General features: G+C 65.1%; 18 protein-coding genes. 9 read left to right on the forward strand and 9 right to left on the reverse strand.

Translation table 11 applies throughout. The features are described 5' to 3' along the window. Positions 1–35 precede the first annotated feature (35 nt). Genes EN874_RS22015 through EN874_RS22025 form a run of 3 tightly spaced genes read right to left on the reverse strand, consistent with a single transcriptional unit; the run spans position 36 to position 1,951 of the window. Entirely contained in the window at positions 36–806 is a 771-nt protein-coding gene (locus EN874_RS22015; RefSeq protein ID WP_127427255.1) for a DUF429 domain-containing protein, read from the reverse strand. Continuing rightward, positions 803–1,687: a pyridoxal kinase PdxY gene (gene pdxY, locus EN874_RS22020; protein WP_127427256.1), complete on the reverse strand. Its 885-nt coding sequence runs from the start codon at positions 1,685–1,687 to the stop codon at positions 803–805. Before pdxY ends, EN874_RS22015 begins: the two co-directional genes overlap by 4 nt. Before the next feature lie 12 nt (positions 1,688–1,699). Beyond that, positions 1,700–1,951, reverse strand: a complete 252-nt coding sequence (locus tag EN874_RS22025) for a hypothetical protein (RefSeq protein ID WP_127427257.1) — start codon at positions 1,949–1,951, stop codon at positions 1,700–1,702. Between the two features lie 154 nt (positions 1,952–2,105). On the opposite strand from EN874_RS22025, the gene EN874_RS22030 reads away from it, so the two are divergent. From EN874_RS22030 to ppa, 5 genes are all read left to right on the forward strand, one after another. Then, positions 2,106–2,750, forward strand: coding sequence for a LemA family protein (locus EN874_RS22030; protein WP_127427258.1), 645 nt, complete (start codon positions 2,106–2,108; stop codon positions 2,748–2,750). Positions 2,751–2,927: 177 nt separating this feature from the next. After that, positions 2,928–3,776, forward strand: coding sequence for a YgcG family protein (locus EN874_RS22040; RefSeq protein ID WP_127427259.1), 849 nt, complete (start codon positions 2,928–2,930; stop codon positions 3,774–3,776). A 5-nt stretch (positions 3,777–3,781) separates the two neighbouring features. Beyond that, positions 3,782–4,420 carry a TPM domain-containing protein gene (locus tag EN874_RS22045; protein ID WP_127427260.1) on the forward strand — a complete coding sequence of 213 codons (639 nt, stop codon included), beginning with the start codon at positions 3,782–3,784 and terminating at the stop codon, positions 4,418–4,420. A gap of 137 nt (positions 4,421–4,557) precedes the next feature. Beyond that, the gene (locus EN874_RS22050; protein ID WP_127427261.1) at positions 4,558–5,064 is read left to right on the forward strand and encodes a GNAT family N-acetyltransferase; all 507 of its coding nucleotides are present in this window, start codon (positions 4,558–4,560) and stop codon (positions 5,062–5,064) included. A gap of 214 nt (positions 5,065–5,278) precedes the next feature. Next, positions 5,279–5,812 (forward strand): inorganic diphosphatase, encoded by a 534-nt coding sequence (gene ppa / locus EN874_RS22055; protein WP_126086985.1) that lies wholly within the window; start codon positions 5,279–5,281, stop codon positions 5,810–5,812. Here the strand turns inward: ppa and EN874_RS22060 are convergent, their stop codons facing one another. Both EN874_RS22060 and EN874_RS22065 read right to left on the reverse strand, forming a co-directional pair. After that, a complete protein-coding gene (locus EN874_RS22060) occupies positions 5,813–6,403 on the reverse strand; it encodes a hypothetical protein (protein ID WP_127427262.1) in 591 nt (196 codons plus the stop codon). A 145-nt stretch (positions 6,404–6,548) separates the two neighbouring features. Further along, positions 6,549–7,160 carry a TetR/AcrR family transcriptional regulator gene (locus EN874_RS22065; RefSeq protein ID WP_127427263.1) on the reverse strand — a complete coding sequence of 204 codons (612 nt, stop codon included), beginning with the start codon at positions 7,158–7,160 and terminating at the stop codon, positions 6,549–6,551. Positions 7,161–7,237: 77 nt separating this feature from the next. Here EN874_RS22065 and EN874_RS22070 point away from each other — a divergent pair, with 77 nt between their 5' ends. Beyond that, positions 7,238–8,521, forward strand: a complete 1,284-nt coding sequence (locus EN874_RS22070; protein ID WP_127427264.1) for an MFS transporter — start codon at positions 7,238–7,240, stop codon at positions 8,519–8,521. A 138-nt stretch (positions 8,522–8,659) separates the two neighbouring features. Continuing rightward, positions 8,660–10,234, forward strand: coding sequence for an alkaline phosphatase (locus tag EN874_RS22075; RefSeq protein ID WP_127427265.1), 1,575 nt, complete (start codon positions 8,660–8,662; stop codon positions 10,232–10,234). Between the two features lie 39 nt (positions 10,235–10,273). Here the strand turns inward: EN874_RS22075 and EN874_RS22080 are convergent, their stop codons facing one another. Next, positions 10,274–10,555, reverse strand: a complete 282-nt coding sequence (locus EN874_RS22080) for a hypothetical protein (protein WP_168247543.1) — start codon at positions 10,553–10,555, stop codon at positions 10,274–10,276. Between the two features lie 201 nt (positions 10,556–10,756). Here EN874_RS22080 and typA point away from each other — a divergent pair, with 201 nt between their 5' ends. Beyond that, positions 10,757–12,586 (forward strand): translational GTPase TypA, encoded by a 1,830-nt coding sequence (typA, locus tag EN874_RS22085; protein ID WP_126086991.1) that lies wholly within the window; start codon positions 10,757–10,759, stop codon positions 12,584–12,586. A gap of 58 nt (positions 12,587–12,644) precedes the next feature. Here typA and EN874_RS22090 read toward each other — a convergent pair whose 3' ends face one another. From EN874_RS22090 to EN874_RS22100, 3 genes are all read right to left on the reverse strand, one after another. Beyond that, on the reverse strand, positions 12,645–13,271 hold the full coding sequence (locus EN874_RS22090) for a DUF1062 domain-containing protein (protein ID WP_127427267.1): 627 nt from the start codon (positions 13,269–13,271) through the stop codon (positions 12,645–12,647). Between the two features lie 366 nt (positions 13,272–13,637). Continuing rightward, the gene (locus tag EN874_RS22095) at positions 13,638–13,961 is read right to left on the reverse strand and encodes a hypothetical protein (RefSeq protein ID WP_245467985.1); all 324 of its coding nucleotides are present in this window, start codon (positions 13,959–13,961) and stop codon (positions 13,638–13,640) included. A 196-nt stretch (positions 13,962–14,157) separates the two neighbouring features. Beyond that, positions 14,158–14,721, reverse strand: a complete 564-nt coding sequence (locus tag EN874_RS22100) for a peroxidase-related enzyme (protein ID WP_127427268.1) — start codon at positions 14,719–14,721, stop codon at positions 14,158–14,160. A gap of 121 nt (positions 14,722–14,842) precedes the next feature. On the opposite strand from EN874_RS22100, the gene EN874_RS22105 reads away from it, so the two are divergent. Then, positions 14,843–19,609 carry an NAD-glutamate dehydrogenase gene (locus EN874_RS22105; protein ID WP_127427269.1) on the forward strand — a complete coding sequence of 1,589 codons (4,767 nt, stop codon included), beginning with the start codon at positions 14,843–14,845 and terminating at the stop codon, positions 19,607–19,609. Positions 19,610–19,861: the final 252 nt, after the last annotated feature.

The raw sequence follows: 19,861 nt of genomic DNA on the forward strand, positions 1-19,861 counted from the left end.
GCTGCGTCGCAAACGCATGCCTCAGGCAGGCTCGGCTAGGCCCAAATCGCGACCTGAATGCCGAAGCGGTCGGTCAGCGGCGGATCGGGCGAAGGCCGCGCCTCGCCGCTGGCGATGCGCCCGGCGATCAGCAACATGGCCGCCGCGTCGAGGAAGTCGTCGCTGGCGGCGCCCTCCGGCGGCGCCTGGTCGAGGAAGGCCTTTTCATAGCCATGGCGGCAAAGCAGCGCCTTGCGCTCCTCCATGCCTGCCGGGTTGACCGCGCCCTTGATCTTCTTGGGCAGCGCCATCGCCGTGCCGCCGTTCAGCCGGCAGAAGGCGACTTCCGGGTGCGATTCGAAGACGCGGCCGCGCATTTCGGGTCGCGCGATCAAAAGCGCGTCGATCTCGCGGATCTTCGAAAAGATGCCGAAGGCCTGGATGGAGACGCCGCGCGGCGGATCGGAGGTCGCCATCGCCACTTCGCTCGCCCGCCGATGCGCGGCGTACCAGGCCTCGATGGTCGTGAAGTCGGCGGTCTCGGCGTAAAGCGCGGCGCGCGAAGGGATGGCAAAGACGCTCGATTGCCTGGCTCCCAGCAGCGGCCGCACCAGCGCTTCCGGCCCGCGGCCGCCGCGGCTCGAAAAATCCGGCAGGCCGATCGGCATGTCGACGGCGATCGTGGCACCGGGCAGCGCGTCGAGCAGCGCCTGGAAGCTTGGAAAGATCGAGACCGATGGCACGGCGCCGGCTTCGCGATGTACGGCGATCCAGCCGGCCTTGCAGCCGTCGACGCCCGCCAGCACGCCGCCGCCGGCTGATGTCACGCCCGCTTGTCCCGCCCGGGATGGAGGAGGTGGCGCAACTGCACCATGGCCATCGGATGCGACAGGCTCGGCGCGTCGGTCTCGAGCTGCAGTTCGTCGCCGCCGCGCTTGGCGGTGCGTGCCAGGATCTCGTAGACGGCAGCCGTGGTCGACTGCAGCGCCTTTGCCGGCGGCTGGCCGGACAGGATGCGGGCGAGATAGACGGCGGCCGTCAGGTCGCCCAGCCCGTTCGGCGGCTTCTCGATCAGGCGGTGCTCGGCAAGCAGCGCCTGGGTGCCGTCGAGCAGGAAATTGCCGGTGCCGCCCGTCAGCATCGACGGCGCCGAGGTCACCAGCATGGTGGAGGGACCGGCGTGAAGGGCCGCCGCCGTCACGGCCTTGATGTCCGGCAGCGGCGCGCCGGCCATCCATTCCAGTTCATAGCGGTTGGGCGTGGCGATGTCGGCGATCGGCATCAGCCGGTCGCGCAGGGCGACGGCCGTCGGCTCCGGCACGTAGAGCCCGCCGGAATCGCCCATCACCGGGTCGCAGACATAGAGGGCGCCCGGGGTCTTGGCCTTGACGGCGGCGACCAGCGAGGCGACGGCCTCGGCCTGGCCTGCCTCGCCGAGATAGCCTGACAGCACGGCGCGAACCTCGCCAAGCCACGGCGCGCGCTCGAGATCGGCGAGCAGCGCCCTGAACTGATCGAGCGGCGGCACGATGCGCGTGGCGCGGCTGTGGCCCGGATGCCAGGGCAGGATGACGGTCGGCACCGCCCAGACCGGAAAGCCCAGCGTCTCCAGGGCGAAGACCGCGGCGCGGTTGCCGACCGAGCCGCGGGCGACATGGCTGGAGATGACGATGACCGCGCGCGGCGCGTCGGTATTCTCTGCATTCATGGAGTTCTGTTCCTAGCCACCCTGCGTGGCGACATACACCAGCCAGGCCAGCAGCCCAATGGCGATGATGAGACCGAGCGTTCGGCCAATGCGGGTGCCCCAAACTTCGATCGGATCGGAGCGGTCGGCGTCCGCCGCGGTCACGTGGTCGCGCGCGTCCTTCGCGGCGCGGGCGACGAAGGATGCGCCGCCGGGCGTCGTCTCGCGCGCGACGCGCTCGAGGATGCAGCGCGATTCGTTCTCGTCGTCCTGGCGCTCGGCCATGGCAAATGTCCTTTCCGGCCCGGAGCTTAGCCTGTTCGGGCGAGTATTCACAGGGGCGAGCGGCAGGAGCGAGACTGCGCCATCACCGGGTCATTTTCTTGCGCACAGATTGTGGTAATGCTTCGCACGCAACTTCGATCCGAGGGGACCAATCATGTTCGCCGAACGCCTTTTTCCACCCTTCGCCTTCCGCAATCTGCCTGCCCTGCTGATGATGGCCTTCGTGCTGCCGCTGCTTGCCGGCTGCGGCTACAACACCATCCCGACCGCGGAGGAGAATGCCAGGGCGGCCTGGAGCGAGGTGCTCAACCAGTACCAGCGCCGCTCGGACCTGATCCCGAACCTGGTCGAGACGGTCAAAGGCTATGCCTCGCACGAGAAGGACACGCTCGACGCGGTGGTCCAGGCGCGTGCCAAGGCAACCCAGATCACGGTGACGCCCGAAACGCTGAAGGACCCGGACGCGTTGAAGAAATTCCAGGATGCCCAGGCCGGGCTGACGGGCGCGCTGTCGCGGCTGATCGCGGTGTCGGAAGCCTATCCCGACCTCAAGGCCAACCAGAATTTCCTGGCTCTCCAGGCGCAGCTCGAAGGCACCGAGAACCGCATCGCGGTGGCGCGCCGCGACTATATCCAGGCAGTCAGGGACTACAATCTGACACTGAAAACCTTCCCGTCGGTGCTGTGGGCAACCTTCTGGTTCCGCGGCAATGAGCCTTTCGCCAACTTCACCGTCGAGGAAGACAAGATGCAGGTGCCGAAGGTGGATTTCGGCACGAGCACGAAGCAGGGCGGGTGAGCCTAGGCTGTCGTCGGTATACAATCCCCGAGAGGACGGACCGCTGGCGTGTTGATACCCCCCTCTGTCCTGCCGGACATCTCCCCCTCAAGGGGGGAGATTGGCGGTTGCTTCGCCGGCGCCTCCTTTGCAACGTCGAAAATTGGCGAAAGCCGAAAAGACATCCAATCTCCCCCCTTGAGGGGGAGATGTCCGGCAGGACAGAGGGGGGCGCGACAGAACGCCTACCTTTCTTTTCTTGGACTTCTCTTCTGCCTCCTCGTCCCCCTCGCCGCCGTCGCCGCAGACCTTCCCGCCCTCACCGGGCGCGTGGTCGACAATGCCGGCATCATCGATGCCGGCACACGCGCGGCGCTGACCCAAAAGCTTGCCGATTTCGAGAAGAAGGGCTCCGACCAGATCGTCGTCGCCACCATCCCCAGCCTTGGCGGCGAGGAGATCGAGCCCTACGCCAACCGCCTGTTCCGCTTCTGGAAGCTCGGCCAGGCCAAGGAGAACAACGGCGTTCTGCTGCTGGTGGCGCCGAACGACCGCAAGATGCGCATCGAGGTCGGCTATGGGCTGGAAGGCACGTTGACCGACCTGCACACCAAGCTGATCATTGAAAACGACATGGTGCCGGCCTTCCGCGCCGGCGACTTCCCCGGCGGCATCACGAAGGCCGTCGACGACATGATCATGGTGCTGGAGGGCAATCCGGAGGAGCTGGAGGCGCGCGGCAAGCGCAACGAGCAGGCGCCGTTCAACTCCGACGACCTGTTCTTCGCCATCTTCATCACCATCTGGGCACTGATCTTCTTCGGCAGCATCGCGCTGACGGTGCTGCCGCCGATCTTCGGCCAGAGGATCGGGCCGGGCCGCTATCGCTGGCTCGGCATGACCTTCGAGCCTGGACGGCGGTCGTCGTCCAGCGGCGGCGGCTGGTCGTCAGGCGGTGGAGGCTGGTCCTCCGGTGGGGGTGGTGGCGGCGGTTTTTCCGGCGGCGGCGGCTCGTCGGGCGGCGGCGGCTCTTCGGGAAGCTGGTGAGGACCATGGCAACGCGACCGATCAGCCCTGAGGACCATGACCGCATCGCCGAGGCGATCCGCGCCGCAGAGGCCAAGACCGCCGGCGAAATATATTGCGTGGTGGCGCAATCCAGCGACGGCTATTTCTTTCCGGCCGCGTTCGCGGCGGCTTTGGCCACGCTCATCGTCAGCCTTGCGGTCGCCTACGGGCTGGAAGCCTGGTGGCTGACCATCCGGCTGCCGCATTTCGTGCTTGCCGAGATTCTGGCGCTGAGCTGCATGCTGGTGCTGTTGTGGATGCTGCCCAGGCTGCGCATCCACCTGGTGCCGCGCCGGCTGCGCTACCAGGCGGCGCACGCCAATGCGATGAAGCAATTCCTTGCCCGCAACGTCCATCGCACGAGCGCGCGCACCGGCGTGCTGATCTTCGTCTCGATCGCCGAGCGCTATGCCGAAGTGGTCGCCGACAGCGGCATCGACGCAAAGGTCGGCCAGCATGTCTGGGACGGCGTGGTGCGGGAGCTCACCCGGCACGCCGGCGACGACCGACTCGCCGACGGTTTCGTCAAGGCGATCGAATCGGTCGGCGCGGTGCTCGCCGAGCATTTCCCAGTCACCGAAGGCGACACCAACGAGCTGGACGACCACCTCGTCGAAATCTGACCGAACCTGTCCGTAATTGCCCTGCTGGGCGCCGTTTTCCGGGCTTCCGATGCCGGCAATTTCGCTTGTGCGAAAGCGCGGGCGCGACAGCGCCGACTCTTTGCAATCGGGCCAAGCGGGTCTATGGTTAACAAATCATGAACACGCTGACGATCGACATCCGCAAAGCCGACCCTCGCGATGCAACCGCCATCGCCGAAGTGCATCAGGAAGCGTGGCGCGGCGCCTATTGCGGCATCATCCCGCACCGCACGCTGACGGCCATGATCAATCGCCGCGGCCCGGACTGGTGGGCGAACGCGATTCGCCGCGCGGCCACCGTGCTGGTCGTCGAGATCGGCGGCACGATCGCCGGCTACGCCACGATCGGCAAGAACCGCGCCCGCGAGCTCAGGCAGCAGGGCGAGATCTACGAGCTTTACCTGCGGCCCGAATATCAGGGTATCGGGCTTGGCAGCCGGCTGTTCAAGGCGGCGCGGACGCGCCTTGCCGACCATGGCCTCAAAGGCCTGGTGGTGTGGGCGCTGGAAGACAATCACAACGCCTTGGCCTTCTATGCCGGCAATGGCGGCCGCGACATCGCCGAAGGCGTCGAGGTCTTCGAGCAGAAGGCGCTGAAGAAAGTCGCCTTCGTCTGGGAATGACGGGACACCGTCAAAGCGCGTCGCGCCGCGACGCGCCTTGAGTTTCTGTCTCGATGCATGTCGTTCTCCCCAAAACCGCTGCGCACTTTTGGCCGACATGCATTACAACCCATCACAAACTGTGCGCTTCCAATAGCGTTCAGCACCATTCGCCGCATTGCACCATGACGCGTGTCCCGCTATCGATCTCACAAGATTGAGAGGGATTTGCGCCATGCGTATCGAAGCCGTGCCCACCGGGAAGAACCCGCCTGACGACATCAACGTCATCATCGAGGTGCCGATCGGCGGCGAGCCGATCAAGTACGAGATGGACAAGGAGGCCGGCACGCTGTTCGTCGACCGCTTCCTGCACACCTCAATGCGCTATCCGGGCAATTACGGCTTCGTGCCGCACACGCTGTCCGGCGACGGCGATCCGATCGATGTGCTGGTCTGCAACACGCGCGCGCTGGTGCCCGGCTGCGTTATCAATGTGCGCCCGATCGGCGTGCTGATCATGGAAGACAATGCCGGCCAGGACGAGAAGGTGATCGCGGTGCCGTCGCCGAAGCTGACGCTGCGCTACGAGAACGTCACCGAATACACGCATCTGCCGGAAATCACCCGCCAGCAGGTGCAGCACTTCTTCGAGCACTACAAGGACCTCGAGCCCGGCAAATGGGTCAAGATCGAGGGCTGGCACGATTCCAAATACGCCAAGAAGATGATCGTCGACGCAATCGAGCGGGCGAAGGCCAGCAAATAATCAGTTGTCGACCCGGCCGAAGTCGGGGACGTTGCCGATCAGCTCGCGCTTGTCCTTGCCGCAAGCAAAGCTCTTCGCCTTTTCGTCGGCGAGCCTGCGCGCCTGGTCGTTGGCCTCGGCATTGCCGGTGGCGAGCACAAGGCCGACGGTGCAGCCCTCATGCTCCTCCGGCTGCGCGACCTTGGCGACGACCAGCACCTCGGTCGGCTTGTTCTCGTTTTCGGGATTGCTGATCTCGCGGCGGTGAATGACGGCGAAGGGGATGGCCTTGTCGCCGTTGGTTTCGATGCGCCACTCGACCTTGGCTCCAGAGGAATTGAAGGCGGAAAAGCTTTCCCACACCGCGGTCATGTCGTCGGAGGGAAAGCCGTAGTAGACGGATTCGCGCGCGTCGTCGTAGCCGACCAGCACCGGATAGCCGCGATAGCCCGCGCAGGCGAGGCTCGCCCAGTCGCCATCGCCTTCTTCCGCCTGTGCATAGGTGACGCAATCCTTCTTCCAGTCGAGATCGGTGTAGGCGCTGGAAATGTCGCCGGCATGCGCCGCCGGGCACAAAGCGACAAGGCCAAGAAGGATCAGAAGCGCACGCATTGCGGGACATCTCCGGTGAAGGTCGCCGCAGCCTAGAGCAATTCCACGAAAAGTGTGAGCGGTTTCCGTCTGGAATTGCGTAAAAACAAGGAGATAGGGCGTTTCACCGTTTCCGTGAAACGGTGAAACGCGCTAGCGTCAATCGCTATTTCTTCAAGCTGGCTTCGATCAGCAGATCGGCGTTGCGGGCGACCGACGCCGCCGGTCCGCCGAGGCCGAACAACTGGCCGCTGATGTAGGCGCCCTCGATCAACAGCAGCAGCCCGTCGCCGAGCGTGTCGGCATCCGCCGCGCCCATCGCCGCCGCCATGGCGCGCAGGCGACGGCGCAGTTCGACTTTGTTGTTCTCGCTCACCACCCGCGCGGGATGCCCGTGCTCGGGATACTCGACCGCCGCATTGGTCATGCCGCAGCCGCGATAGTCCGGCTTCTGCGTGCGCTTGCCGACGCGGGTGAGGAAGGCGACGATCTGGGCGCGCGGATTGCCGGGATGCGCGTCGACGGCTTCGTCGAAACGCTGCCAGAATTCCAGGTCATACTTGCGCAGATAAGAGGCGGCGAGCTCGTCCTTGGACGGGAAGGTGCGGTAGAGGCTGGGCTTGGTGACGCCGGCGCGCTTGACGATCTCGTCGACGCCGATCGCGCGGATACCTTCGCGATAGAACAGGTCGCGCGCCACGTCGAGGATCTTGTCGGCGGCCTTCGGCGCCGCGGGAGCCTTGTTGACCGACGCTTCAATTTTTTTGTCCGATGACATCCAACAAACCCGCTTGACAATGTTACTGACCGGTACGTATGTATGGCATTATCCATTGCAACGTACCGGTCAGTAACATGATAGCTCAGTTCCGCCCGTTTGGCCAGCGCTACGCCTTTGTCGTCGTTGCAGTCATTTTCCTGTGCCTGCTGATAGCCGCCGGGCTGCGATCCGCGCCCTCGGTCATGATGCTGCCGCTGGAGGAGAGCTTCGGCTGGCGGCGCGATGTCGTCTCGCTGGCTGCCGCCATCGGTATCTTCCTCTATGGCCTGACCGGGCCGTTTGCCGCCGCGCTGATGGAGCGGATCGGCCTGCGCCGCACGTTGCTTGCATCGCTGCTGGTGATGTCGGGCTCGACGGCGCTCAGCCTGCTGATGACCAAGCCATGGCATCTGCTGATCACATGGGGCGTGTTTTCCGGCATCGGCTCGGGTGCGGTCGCAACAGTGCTCGGCGCCACCATCGTCAATCGCTGGTTCAAGACCAATCGCGGCCTGGTGATGGGGCTGATGTCAGCCTCAAGCGCCACCGGCCTGCTGGTATTCCTGCCGCTGCTCGCCTCGTTGGCCCAGGCGGGCGGCTGGAAGCCGGTCGCCATCGCCATCGCTATCGCCACCGCCGCCCTGGTGCCGCTGGTCTATCTGCTGGTGCCGGAGCGCCCGGCCTCGATCGGCCAGGTGCGCTATGGCGCCGACGCCGACGATGTGCCGCCGGTGTCGCCGGCCTCGCAAGGCAATTTCCTGGCGCATACGCTCAACACGCTGCGCCGCGCCGCCGGCACGCGCGTGTTCTGGTACCTGTTCGCCACCTTCTTCATCTGCGGCTTCACCACCAACGGTCTCGTTGGCACGCATCTCATCTCCTTCTGCGGCGACATGGGGATCGGCGAGGTGCAGGCGGCCGGCTTGTTGTCGCTGATGGGCATTTTCGACCTGATCGGCACGACGCTGTCCGGCTGGCTCACCGACCGCTTCGACCCGCGCAAGCTGCTCGGCGTCTACTATGCGATCCGCGGACTGTCGCTGATCTACCTGCCCTATTCCGGCTTCTCGGCGGTCAGCCTGATCATCTTCGCCGTGCTCTATGGGCTCGACTGGATCGCCACCGTGCCGCCGACGCTGCGGCTCGCCAACGAAGCCTTCGGCGACCGCAGCGGCCCGATCGTGTTCGGCTGGATCGTCGCCGGCCACCAGGTGGGCGCAGCCGCGGCTGCTGCCTTCGGCGGCACCATGCGCGAGCTGCAGGGCAACTACGAGCTCGCCTTCCTGATCGCCGGCATGACGGGCATCGCGGCGGCCTGTATCTCGCTGCTGATCAACACGAGCAGGCCGGCCTTCGAGCCGGAGCCGCAGGCGGCTTGAGGGTGCGGCCTCAGCTTCTCCCACAAGAAGGGGAGAAGGAAGAGCTGGATTGTTATCAAAACTTCATGGTTCCGATATGCGCCTGAAACATTGAGGCGAGAGCTTGGCGGTCCCGTTCAATGCCATCCGGAGACAGCCATGAACAAGCTCTCATTGACCCGCCGCGCTTTCGTCACTTCGGCCAGCGCCTTTGGCCTTGTCGGCGCCTCCGGCCTCGCGCTGCCCTATTATTCCCGCGCCAGCCAGCGCCCGGCCTTCACCCACGGCGTCCAGTCCGGCGATGTCGACGCCACCTCCGGCATGGTCTGGACGCGCACCGATCGCCCGGCGCGCGTCATGTATGAAGTGTCGACGACGGAAAGCTTCACTGACGCGACAAAGCTGGCGCCGCTCGATACCTCGCCCGCCAGCGACTACACCGTGAAGCGGCTGCTCACCGACCTCGCCGCCGACCAGGATATCTTCTACCGCATGGTCGCCGCCGATCTTTCCGACATCAATGCCGTCTCCGAGCCGATCGTCGGCCGCTTCCGCACCGCGCCGGCCTCGAAGCGCGACGTGCGCTTCGCCTGGTCCGGCGACACCGCCGGACAGGGCTGGGGCATCGACGAGACTGGCATGAAGACCTATTCCACCATCGCCAAGCACACGCCTGACTTCTTCCTGCATTCCGGCGACACGATCTATGCCGACGGCGCGATGAAGGACGAGGTCGACCTGCCCGGCGGCGGCAAATGGAAGAACGTCGTCATGATCGACGGCAAACGCAAGGTCGCCGAGACGCTGGACGAGTACCGCGACCAGTGGAAGTACAACATGTTGGACAAGCATGTGCTTGGCCTCTCCGCCATCTGCCCGACCTTCTACCAGTGGGACGACCACGAGGTGCTGAACAACTGGTCGGATTCGAAGGACCTGACCGCCGACAACCGCTACACGGAAAAGTCCGTCCATGTGCTGGCGGCCCGCGCGGCGCGCGCCTTCCACGAGATGACGACCATCCGTTACGAGCCGTCGGAGCCCGGCCGCGTCTACCGCAAGATCGCCCATGGGCCGCTGCTCGACGTCTTCTTCCTCGACATGCGCTCCTATCGCGGGCCGAACGGTCCGGACATGGAGGAAACGCTGACGCCGAAGTCGCGCATGCTCGGCGAGCAGCAGACCAAGTGGCTGAAGCGGGAACTGGCGAATTCCAAGGCGACGTGGAAGATCATCGCCGCCGACATGCCTCTTGGCCTGGTCGTATGGAACGACGCCACCAAGAAGGCCGGCGCCGAGGCGGTCAGCAATGGCGACAATGGCGCGCCGAAGGGCCGCGAGCTCGAATTCGCCGATCTGCTGCGTTACATCAAGAACGCCGGCATCACCAACACGGTATGGCTCACCGCCGACGTGCACTACACGGCGGCGCATTACTACAACCCCGACAAGGCGCAGTTCCAGGATTTCAACCCGTTCTGGGAATTTGTCTCCGGCCCGATCCATGCCGGCACATTCGGCCCCAACGACCTCGACATGACGTTCGGGCCGGAGCTGAAGTTCATCAAGGCGCCGACCGCCGAGCAGGGCCAGAACCTGCCGCCGTCCGCCGGGCTGCAGTTCTTCGGGCTGGTCGATATTTCCGGCGCCACCGAGCAGCTCACCGTGCGGCTGATGGATCGCGACGACAACGAACTCTACAAGGTGACGTTGGACCCGGTGCGCTCGGCTTGAGGCTCTTTTCCTGGGAGACGACGACCGCGGAAGCGGTCGTCAATCCGGATAGCAGGTCGCCGGAACGTTCGGCCAGACGGCTGTATCGCAGTTGGCGGCCTTCTGGCGCTGCTTGAAGGCGGCGCTGACCGGGCCGGTGACGATCGGGTCGACACCGTCAGGGGCGTCGGCGAACATCTGCTGCGCGGTCTTGACGTCAGGCGGTGAGATCGGGTCAGCTTCCCTCAGAACCGTCGCCGACTGCGCCACACCGGCCGCAAGCAGAACGCCAAGCGCCGCCCATGCCAAAACCGGACGCAATCTGGACATCTGATCGGTCATGAACATCGAACTGCTTAAACCCTTCAAAGGTTCCGCCTTGGTTAATGGAATCATTTCACCCCAAGACGTTTAAGAATCAGTGACCATGTATTTGGGGTGGGGCCTCCCCTTTCGCAATTGCGAAAAACCTTGTATGAGCCGCGCAACCGAAAAAGGCGGCGCTTTTGGGCCTGCCGCCTGCAACGCTCCCGAGACCAGACAATGAACCTCCGCAATATCGCGATCATCGCGCATGTCGACCATGGGAAAACCACGCTCGTCGACCAGCTCCTGAAACAGTCCGGCGCCTTCCGCGACAACCAGCGCGTGGCCGAGCGCGCCATGGATTCCAACGACCTCGAAAAGGAACGCGGCATCACCATCCTCGCCAAGGCGACCTCGGTCGACTGGAAGGGCACCCGCATCAACATCGTCGACACGCCCGGACACGCCGATTTCGGCGGCGAGGTCGAACGCATCCTGTCGATGGTGGATTCGGCGATCGTGCTCGTCGACGCCGCCGAAGGGCCGATGCCGCAGACCAAGTTCGTCGTCGGCAAGGCGCTCAAGGTGGGTCTGCGGCCAATCGTCGTCATCAACAAGATCGACCGGCCGGACGCCCGCCACATCGAGGTGGTCAACGAGGTGTTCGACCTGTTCGCCGCGCTCGACGCCACCGACGAGCAGCTCGATTTCCCGATCCTCTACGGTTCCGGCCGCGACGGCTGGGTATCCGAGAATCCCGAAGGCCCGAAGGACCAGGGCCTGGCGCCGCTGTTTGATCTCGTCGTCAAGCACGTGCCGGCGCCGACGGTGCATCCCGGTCCGTTCCGCATGATCGGCACCATCCTGGAAGCCAACCCGTTCCTCGGCCGCATCATCACCGGCCGCATCGAGTCCGGCACGCTCAAGCCCAACCAGGCGGTCAAGGTGCTGCACCATGACGGCACGCAGATCGAAACCGGACGCATCTCGAAAATCCTCGCCTTCCGCGGCCTTGAGCGCCAGCCGATCGAGGAAGCGCAGGCGGGCGACATCGTCGCCATCGCCGGCCTGTCGAAGGGCACTGTCGCCGACACCTTCTGCGATCCGAGCGTGACCGAGCCGCTGCACGCGCAGCCGATCGACCCGCCGACGGTGACGATGTCCTTCCTGGTCAACGACAGCCCGCTTGCCGGCACCGAGGGCGACAAGGTGACCAGCCGCGTCATCCGCGACCGCCTGCTGCGCGAGGCCGAAGGCAATGTGGCGCTGAAGATCGAGGAATCGGCGGAGAAGGATTCCTTCTTTGTCTCCGGCCGCGGCGAATTGCAGCTTGCGGTGCTGATCGAGACGATGCGCCGCGAAGGTTTCGAGATCGCCGTGTCACGGCCGCGCGTCGTCATGCAGAAGGGCGAGAACGGCGAATTGCTCGAGCCGGTCGAAGAAGTCGTCATCGACGTCGACGAGGAGCATGCCGGCGTCGTCGTGCAGAAGATGTCGGAGCGCAAGGCCGAGATGGTCGAGTTGCGTCCCTCCGGCGGCAACCGCCAGCGTCTCGTTTTCCACGCGCCGACGCGCGGCCTGATCGGCTACCAGTCGGAATTGTTGACCGACACGCGCGGTACCGCGGTGATGAACCGGCTGTTTTATGCCTACGAGCCGTACAAGGGTGAGCTGCCCGGCCGCACCAACGGCGTGCTGATCTCCAACGAGCAGGGCGAGTCGGTCGCCTATGCGATGTGGAACCTGGAAGACCGCGGCCCGATGATCATCGATCCGGGCGTCAAGGTCTATCAGGGCATGATCATCGGCATCCATTCTCGCGACAACGACCTCGAGGTCAATGTGCTGAAGGGCAAGAAGCTCACCAACATCCGTGCCGCCGGCAAGGACGAGGCGGTGAAGCTCACCCCGCCGGTGCGCATGACGCTGGAGCGCGCGCTGGCCTGGATTCAGGACGACGAGCTGGTCGAGGTGACGCCGAAGACCATCCGGCTCAGGAAGCTCTATCTCGACCCGAACGAGCGCAAGCGCTTCGAGAAGGCGGCCAAGGTGATGGGCGCGGCGTAGGCCCCTTTCGCAGGCGGTCATTGGGGGAGGGGGCAATTTTGCTCCCTCCCTTTTCATTTCATCCGCATGCAGCCGATAGGATGGCGTCCCGATCGGCTTCGCCGGCAAGATCGATGCGGATCGCCATGCCGTCGCGCGCCGGCCTGCGCAGGACTTTGGCACCATCCGGTTCGATAGCGAGCGACTGCCGTTCTTGCCAGGCTTGAAGCCTCGACCGCGAGATGCCGAGCTCTCCGGCGAGCAGACGGTCGAGCCGCAAGGGTGTCGCGGCGTCGAGCCGAAGCTCGAGCATAAGCGCGCTGGCGCATTCCGGCCTGCCATCCAGAAGCTGCCTTTGGACCGTGACGTCAGAAAATTCCTCGATCCGACCGATCTGCTTCCGCAGCGCGGCGGCATCGAACGCGTGGCATCGCACGAGCGTCGGGTCGTTGCTTTCGAGCGCCATAAGCAGCGCCGGCGCGATATCGCGGCGGTTGCGACGCTCCAGGATAGAAAAATTCCAGGAGTTGTCGCAGCCCGTGCAGCGGTAGATCAGCCAGGCATCGATGCGCTTGCCGTTGGCGTTGACACGGAATTTTCCGCCGCATCGATAGGGGATCACACCGCCACAGCGATTGCAGTTGATGAGAGGTCGAGGCGCGATTTCGGGCACGACCGCCCAGCGGATACGCAACAGTCCAGACATGCCGGAAGGCCCTTCCCGTCGGGAAGTCCGTCAGGTCGGCGATGTCCGAGATGCCCATCAGGCACGGCGTGGCAAAAGGCCGTGATGGTTGGAAGTCAGGCGTCGGCGAGTTGCGCGCGACGGCGGCTCAGCAATGCCAAACCGGTCTCGAAACTGCCGCCTGAAGAACACATGAAGATGATGCAGGCGCCGCCAAAAGCTGCGTCCGCGGTGCTTCGGGGGAGTAGACGAGACCGGCGGTTACTGAGGCAAAGTGAAGCTCGAAATGGACAAGAGGTCGGCTCTTCTAGCCGTGCGAAGCCGGGCGGGCAAGACCGGCGCGCTGCCCGCCTTCCCCGCTGTGGCGATCGCCGACGCTTCCGATCGCTACATCACCTCGATGATCGGCGCGATCTCGACGCTGAAGGCAGGGTTCGTCAGGATCGGGCAATCCCTGGCCTTGGCGACGGCATCGTCGATGTCCTTCGCCTCGACGATCGTATAGCCGGCGGTCGGATTGCTGCCGCCATTGTTTTCGACCGTGCCGCCGGGCAGCACCGTCTTCGACATGCCGACGGGATTGCCGCCGTCGACGACGGCGGTGCCCAGCTTGTCATACCAGCCGGTCCAGGCGTCCATCGCCGCTTTCCGTTCGGCCTCGTCGGTCGGCATCTTGCCGGAGCCGTGATAGACATAGAGATATTTCGCCATGTTCTTCCTCCCTTGTCGGCGGCGTCGAACCGGCATGCGGCCACGCCGCAGGGCGACATGCGGCATAGCCGCAATCCGATATGCGGGCTCCGCCGCGATCGTTGATATGCGGCATAGCCGCAATCGTTGATCATCGGCCCAAACGGCGGGGTGGGCAATGAAAAATTCGAAGTAGCTAATGTAACGCTGGCCAGCCTCACCGCGCCATGGCGTGGTATTCGGGGTTCGGCCGCATGTCGACGGCGGCCGCCACCCGGTTGGACATGTTGAAGAAGGCGGCGGTCGAGGCGACGTCCCAGATGTCGCGATCGCTGAAGCCGGCCTGCCGCAATGCGGCGCGGTCGGCCTCTACGATCCTGGCCGGCTCCTCCGTCAGCTTGACCGCGAATTCCAGCATCGCCTTCTGCCGCCCGGAGAGTTCGGCGGCGCGAAAATTCATCGCCATCATCTCGCCCAGCGCCGGATCGCCCGAAAGCTGGCGCACCGCCGCGCCATGCGCGGTCAGGCAGTAGTAGCAATGGTTGATCGAGGAGACGACGACCGCGATCATCTCGCGCTCCAGCTTCGACAGGCCGGAATCGCCCAGCATCAAATCGTTGTACATGTCGGTGAAGGCGCGCAGCTTCTTCTCGTCGAAGGCGTAGGCCAGAAGCACGTTGGGCACGAGGCCGAGCTTCTCCTCGCATTTGGCGAAATAGGCCGTCGTCGCTTCGCTGAGCTCCGCCTGGACAAGGTCGAGCGCGGTAATCCTGTCGGTCACGATGGTTCTCCTCGCAAGACGTCGGTTCGAATTTTTTAATGCGTCGTCAAACCTTTGTCGCCAAACGGCGGTCATCTGCTACCATAGTCGCAAAAGCATACGACGGGAGGGAATAAGCGTCATGGCCAGCGTGAAATCCAAGCCGAAGAAGAAAGTCGCCGCGAAAGCGGAAGAAAAGCCCGCGAGGCTTGCCGACCACCTGCTTGCCCGGGCGCCGGCCGAGGATATCGCGGCCTATGATGTAGCCGACCTGGAACGCGCCGCCGATCTCGCCAGCCGCGCCGTCGCCCGCCATAGGAAGGGCGAGAGCGTCGTCGCCGTCGAGGCCGATTCCGGCGTTTCCTGCGGCGGCAGGCCGGTCACGGTCATCACGGTCGTCAACGACAACATGCCGTTCCTGTTCGATTCCATTCTCGGCGAGATCGCCGAGACGTCCGGCCAGCCGACGCTCGTCACCCATCCGATCGTCACCGTGCGGCACGAGGAGAGCGGCGTCGTGCAGCTCCCGGGCGACAGCGGCAAGGAGGATGACGACCGGCTGAGCGTCGTTCATGTCCATATCCCGCGGCTGAGCGCGGAACAGGCGGCTGGGCTCACCGAGCGGCTGCGCAAGATGCTCGGCCAGGTTCGCGCCGCCGTCACCGACTGGAAGCGGATGCTTGCCCGCCTTGACCAGGCCATTTCCGAATTCCGCTATTCGGCCGTGCCGCTCGACAAGAAAAGCGTCGCCGAGGCGATCGCCTTCCTCGAATGGCTGCGCGACGACAATTTCACCTTCCTCGGCATGCGCGAGTTCAAATATGTCGGCGGGCAGGAGAGCGGCACGCTGGAGCGCGCCGACAAGCCCGGCCTCGGCATCTTGTCGGATCCTGACGTGCTGGTTCTCAGGCGCGGCACCGAGGCGGTGACGACGACGCCGGAAATCCGCGCCTTCCTGCACGGGCCGGAGCCGCTGATCGTCACCAAGGCGAACGCCAAGTCTTCGGTGCATCGCCGTATCTATCTCGACTATATCGGCGTCAAGACCTACACCGCCAAGGGAGCGCTCGCCGGCGAGCTGCGCATCGTCGGCCTGTTCACCTCGACCGCCTACACGCGCTCGGTGATGAAAATCCCCTATCTGCGCTCGAAGGCCGAGACGGTCATCGCGAAATCCGGTTTCGACCCGCATGATCATTCGGGCAAGGCGCTGATCAACACGCTGGAAAGCTATCCGCGCGACGAGCTGTTCCAGGTCCCGGTACCGATCCTGCGCAAGCACGCCAGCGCCATCCTCGGGCTGATCGAGCGGCCGCGGGTGCGGGCGCTGGTGCGCGTCGACCAGTTCGATCGCTTCGTCTCCGTCATCGTCTTCGTGCCGCGCGACCGCTACGACAGCGTCGTGCGCGAGAAGATCGGCGCCTATCTCAAGACGGTGTTCGAGGGGCGGCTCTCGGCTTACTATCCGGCCTTCCCGGAAGGCGGGCTGGCGCGCGTCCATTTCATCATCGGCCGCTCCGGCGGCAAGACGCCGAAGGTCGATCAGGCGACGATCGAGGCGGCGCTGCGCGACATCGTGCGCACCTGGGAGGACGCGCTTTCCGAGGCGGCCGAAGCGGCCGGAAGCGATCCGGCGCTGAAGGCAATCGCGGCGCGCTTCCCTGAAAGCTACCGCGATACCTTTACCGCGGCGGTGGCGCTGGCCGATGCCGGGCGCATCGCCAGGATCGGCGCCGCCAATCCGATCGCCATCGACTATTACCGCCATGGTGACCAGAATGCGCACCAGGCGTCGCTGAAGATCTATCACTATGGCAGCCCGGTGGCGCTGTCGCGGCGCGTGCCGGTGCTGGAAAATGTCGGCTTCCGCGTCATCAGCGAACGCACCTTCGAGGTCAGCGACGAAACCTCCGGCATGGTCTTCATCCACGACATGGAGCTCGAGAACAGCTACGGCAAGCCGATCGACCTCGCCGACGGCGGCGCGCTGTTCGAGGATGCCTTCCTTTCGGTCTGGCGCGGCGATGTCGACAACGACGCCTATAACGGCCTTGCCCAGACCGCCGGGCTGTGGTCGGGCGAGATCACAATCCTGCGGGCCTATGGCCGTTACCTGCAGCAGGCCGGCATCCCGCAGAGCCAGGATTTCATCGCCGCCGCGCTCAACCGCTATCCGGAGATCGCGCGCGGGCTGCATCAGCTGTTCGTCGCCCGCCTCGGGCCGAAGGCCGAAACCGAAGGCGTGGTGGCCGCCAAGCACCTCAAGGCCAAGATCAAGGATGCGCTGGAAGAGGTCCCCAACATCGACGACGACACCATCATCCGCCGCTACCTCAACCTGATCGAAGCTTCGCTGCGCACCAATCATTTCGTAGCCGATACGAAAGAGAAGGGGCAGTCGCTGGCGATCAAGCTCGACTCGCAGGCCGTCGACGGCCTGCCGGCGCCGCGGCCCTGGCGCGAGATCTTCGTCTACGGCTCCGAGGTCGAGGGCGTGCATCTGCGCTTCGGTCCGGTGGCGCGCGGCGGCCTGCGCTGGTCGGACCGCGCCCAGGACTACCGCACGGAGGTGCTGGGTCTGGTCAAGGCGCAGCAGGTCAAGAACGCGGTCATCGTGCCGGTCGGCGCCAAGGGCGGCTTCTATCCAAAGCGCCTGCCGGTCGGCGGCACTCGCGACGCGATCTTCGAGGCCGGCACCTCGGCCTACAAGAATTTCGTCTCCAGCCTGCTTTCGATCACCGACAATATCGGTGTCGAAGGCGTCATCCCGCCAGCTGGCGTGGTGCGGCGCGATCCTGACGATCCCTATTTCGTCGTCGCCGCCGACAAGGGCACGGCGACGTTCTCCGACACCGCCAACGCCATTTCCGAGAAGCACGGCTTCTGGCTCGACGATGCCTTCGCCAGCGGCGGCTCGGCCGGCTACGACCACAAGAAGATGGGCATCACCGCCAAGGGCGCGTGGGAAGCGGTGAAGCGGCATTTCCGCGAGATGAACCGCGACATCCAGACCTCGCCCTTCACCGTGGTCGGCGTCGGCGACATGTCGGGCGACGTGTTCGGCAACGGCATGCTTTTGTCGCCGGCGACCAGGTTGATCGCCGCCTTCGACCATCGCGATATCTTCATCGATCCCGATCCGGACATGGCGGCTTCGCTGGCTGAGCGGCAGCGCATGTTCGCGCTGCCGCGCTCGTCATGGCAGGACTATGACAAGTCGAAACTGTCGGAAGGCGGGGTCATCGTCTCGCGCAGCCAGAAATCGATCACGCTGCCGGCGGCGGCCGCGGCCGCGATCGGTCTCGGCAAGACCACGGCGACGCCGGTCGAGATCATGAACGCCATTCTCAAGGCGCCGGTAGATCTTCTGTGGTTCGGCGGCATCGGCACCTATGTTCGGGGCTCAGGCGAGACCAACCAGGATGTCGGCGACCGCGCCAACGACGCCATCCGCGTCACCGCGCTCGAGGTGCGCGCCAAGGTCATCGGCGAGGGCGCCAATCTCGGCGTCACGCAGCGGGCGCGCATCGAATTCGGCATAAATGGCGGCCGCTGCAATTCCGACGCCATCGACAATTCGGGCGGCGTCAACTGCTCCGACGTCGAGGTCAACATCAAGATCGCGCTGGCGTCGGCCATGCGCAAAGGCTCGCTGGCGAGACCGGCGCGCAACAAGCTGCTCGCAGAAATGACCGAGGAGGTCGGCGGGCTGGTGCTCTCCAACAACTACCAGCAGACGCTGGCGCTTTCGCTGGCGCGCAAGCGCGGGCTGGCCGACATAGCGCATCAGGCGCGTTTCATGACGGCGCTTGAAGCGCGGGGCCTGCTCGACCGCGCGGTCGAGACGCTGCCCTCGCCGGCCGCGCTTGCCGAGCGCGAGGCGCGCGGAGAGCCGCTGACCAGGGCCGAGCTCGGCGTGCTGCTTGCCTATGCCAAGATCGTTCTGTTCTCCGACATCGTCGCCAGCGACGTGCCGGACGATCCGCATTTCGACCGCGACCTGATGGGCTATTTCCCGGAGCGCATGGCGAAGAAATTCGCCGGCGAAATCCGCGACCACCGGCTGCGGCGCGAGATCATAGCGCGCGTCGTCGCCAACGATCTGGTCAATCGCGGCGGACCGTCTTTCGTCAACCGCCTGCAGGAAGCCACGGGGCGCAGCGCGGCCGACGTCGTCCGCACCTTCGCCGTGGTCCGCGACGGCTTCGCGCTGCCGGCGCTCTATCGCGAAATCGACGCGCTCGACAACCAGATCGACGGCCAGATGCAACTCGATCTCTACCAGTCGGTTAGCCGGCTCATCTTCGTGACCAGCGGCTGGTACCTGAAGAATGACTTGGACTCGGTACCGCTCAGCCAGCGCATCGCCGAATTGCAGGAGGCGCGCAAGGCTTTGGAGCCGAAGCTCACCGCGCTGCTGCCGGCCTTCTCGCGCGAGCGGATCGAGGAGCGGCGGCACGGCCTGTTCAAGGGCGGCGCGCCCGAGAAACTGGCCGAGAAGCTGGCGCTCGCCGAGGTTGGTGAACTGATCCCGGACATCGCGCTCACCGCGCGCACGGCCAATGCCGACATCGTCAGCGCGGCCAAGGCCTTCTTCGCCGTCAGCGACGCCTTCCGCATTCCGCGCGTCGAGGAGGCCGCGCGTTCGATCATGCCGCCGGACTACTACGACCAGCTTGCGCTGTCGCGCGCCTCCGACACCATCGGCGCTGCAAGGCGCGGCATCGCCGTTGCGGCGCTCACCGCCCACGGCAAGGCGGCGGATGCGGTGGCGGCCTGGCTGGAGGCCGGCGGCGAGCGCGTCGCACGCATCCGCGAGCGGCTACAGGCGCTGACCGAAGGCGGCGAGATCACCGTGTCGCGGCTCTCGGTGGCATCCGGGCTGATGAGCGACCTGACGGGGATGTGAGCTTACGCTCCCCCATGCGGGGAGGGCCGCTGCGAAGCAGCGGGGCGGGGGTGGGGCGCTGACCCCCACCCGGACCTGCGGTCCGACCTCCCCACAAGGGCATACGCGCTAAGATAGCGTTGGCATGGACTGAAACTTGCGCTTTCGAGGTGGCTCGCGCCAGCGATGCCGCAAGGCATGGAGATTTTGGCGCAGGGCTGCCAAGGGCGGTTGCGTAAAGATCGCTGCGAGCAGAGAGGCGACGATCTGGCG

The organism is Mesorhizobium sp. M1D.F.Ca.ET.231.01.1.1 (assembly GCF_003999155.2).
In the GTDB taxonomy this organism is placed as follows: Bacteria; Pseudomonadota; Alphaproteobacteria; order Rhizobiales; family Rhizobiaceae; genus Mesorhizobium.

What these genes read in the sequence shown, in the direction of transcription:
- pdxY (WP_127427256.1), bottom strand. Translation starts at nt 1,687, where the DNA reads ATGAATGCAGAGAATACCGACGCGCCGCGCGCGGTCATCGTCATCTCC.
- EN874_RS22025 (WP_127427257.1), bottom strand. Translation starts at nt 1,951, where the DNA reads ATGGCCGAGCGCCAGGACGACGAGAACGAATCGCGCTGCATCCTCGAG.
- EN874_RS22030 (WP_127427258.1), top strand. Translation starts at nt 2,106, where the DNA reads ATGTTCGCCGAACGCCTTTTTCCACCCTTCGCCTTCCGCAATCTGCCT.
- EN874_RS22045 (WP_127427260.1), top strand. Translation starts at nt 3,782, where the DNA reads ATGGCAACGCGACCGATCAGCCCTGAGGACCATGACCGCATCGCCGAG.
- EN874_RS22050 (WP_127427261.1), top strand. Translation starts at nt 4,558, where the DNA reads ATGAACACGCTGACGATCGACATCCGCAAAGCCGACCCTCGCGATGCA.
- ppa (WP_126086985.1), top strand. Translation starts at nt 5,279, where the DNA reads ATGCGTATCGAAGCCGTGCCCACCGGGAAGAACCCGCCTGACGACATC.
- EN874_RS22060 (WP_127427262.1), bottom strand. Translation starts at nt 6,403, where the DNA reads ATGCGTGCGCTTCTGATCCTTCTTGGCCTTGTCGCTTTGTGCCCGGCG.
- EN874_RS22065 (WP_127427263.1), bottom strand. Translation starts at nt 7,160, where the DNA reads ATGTCATCGGACAAAAAAATTGAAGCGTCGGTCAACAAGGCTCCCGCG.
- EN874_RS22070 (WP_127427264.1), top strand. Translation starts at nt 7,238, where the DNA reads ATGATAGCTCAGTTCCGCCCGTTTGGCCAGCGCTACGCCTTTGTCGTC.
- EN874_RS22075 (WP_127427265.1), top strand. Translation starts at nt 8,660, where the DNA reads ATGAACAAGCTCTCATTGACCCGCCGCGCTTTCGTCACTTCGGCCAGC.
- EN874_RS22080 (WP_168247543.1), bottom strand. Translation starts at nt 10,555, where the DNA reads ATGACCGATCAGATGTCCAGATTGCGTCCGGTTTTGGCATGGGCGGCG.
- typA (WP_126086991.1), top strand. Translation starts at nt 10,757, where the DNA reads ATGAACCTCCGCAATATCGCGATCATCGCGCATGTCGACCATGGGAAA.
- EN874_RS22090 (WP_127427267.1), bottom strand. Translation starts at nt 13,271, where the DNA reads ATGTCTGGACTGTTGCGTATCCGCTGGGCGGTCGTGCCCGAAATCGCG.
- EN874_RS22095 (WP_245467985.1), bottom strand. Translation starts at nt 13,961, where the DNA reads ATGGCGAAATATCTCTATGTCTATCACGGCTCCGGCAAGATGCCGACC.
- EN874_RS22105 (WP_127427269.1), top strand. Translation starts at nt 14,843, where the DNA reads ATGGCCAGCGTGAAATCCAAGCCGAAGAAGAAAGTCGCCGCGAAAGCG.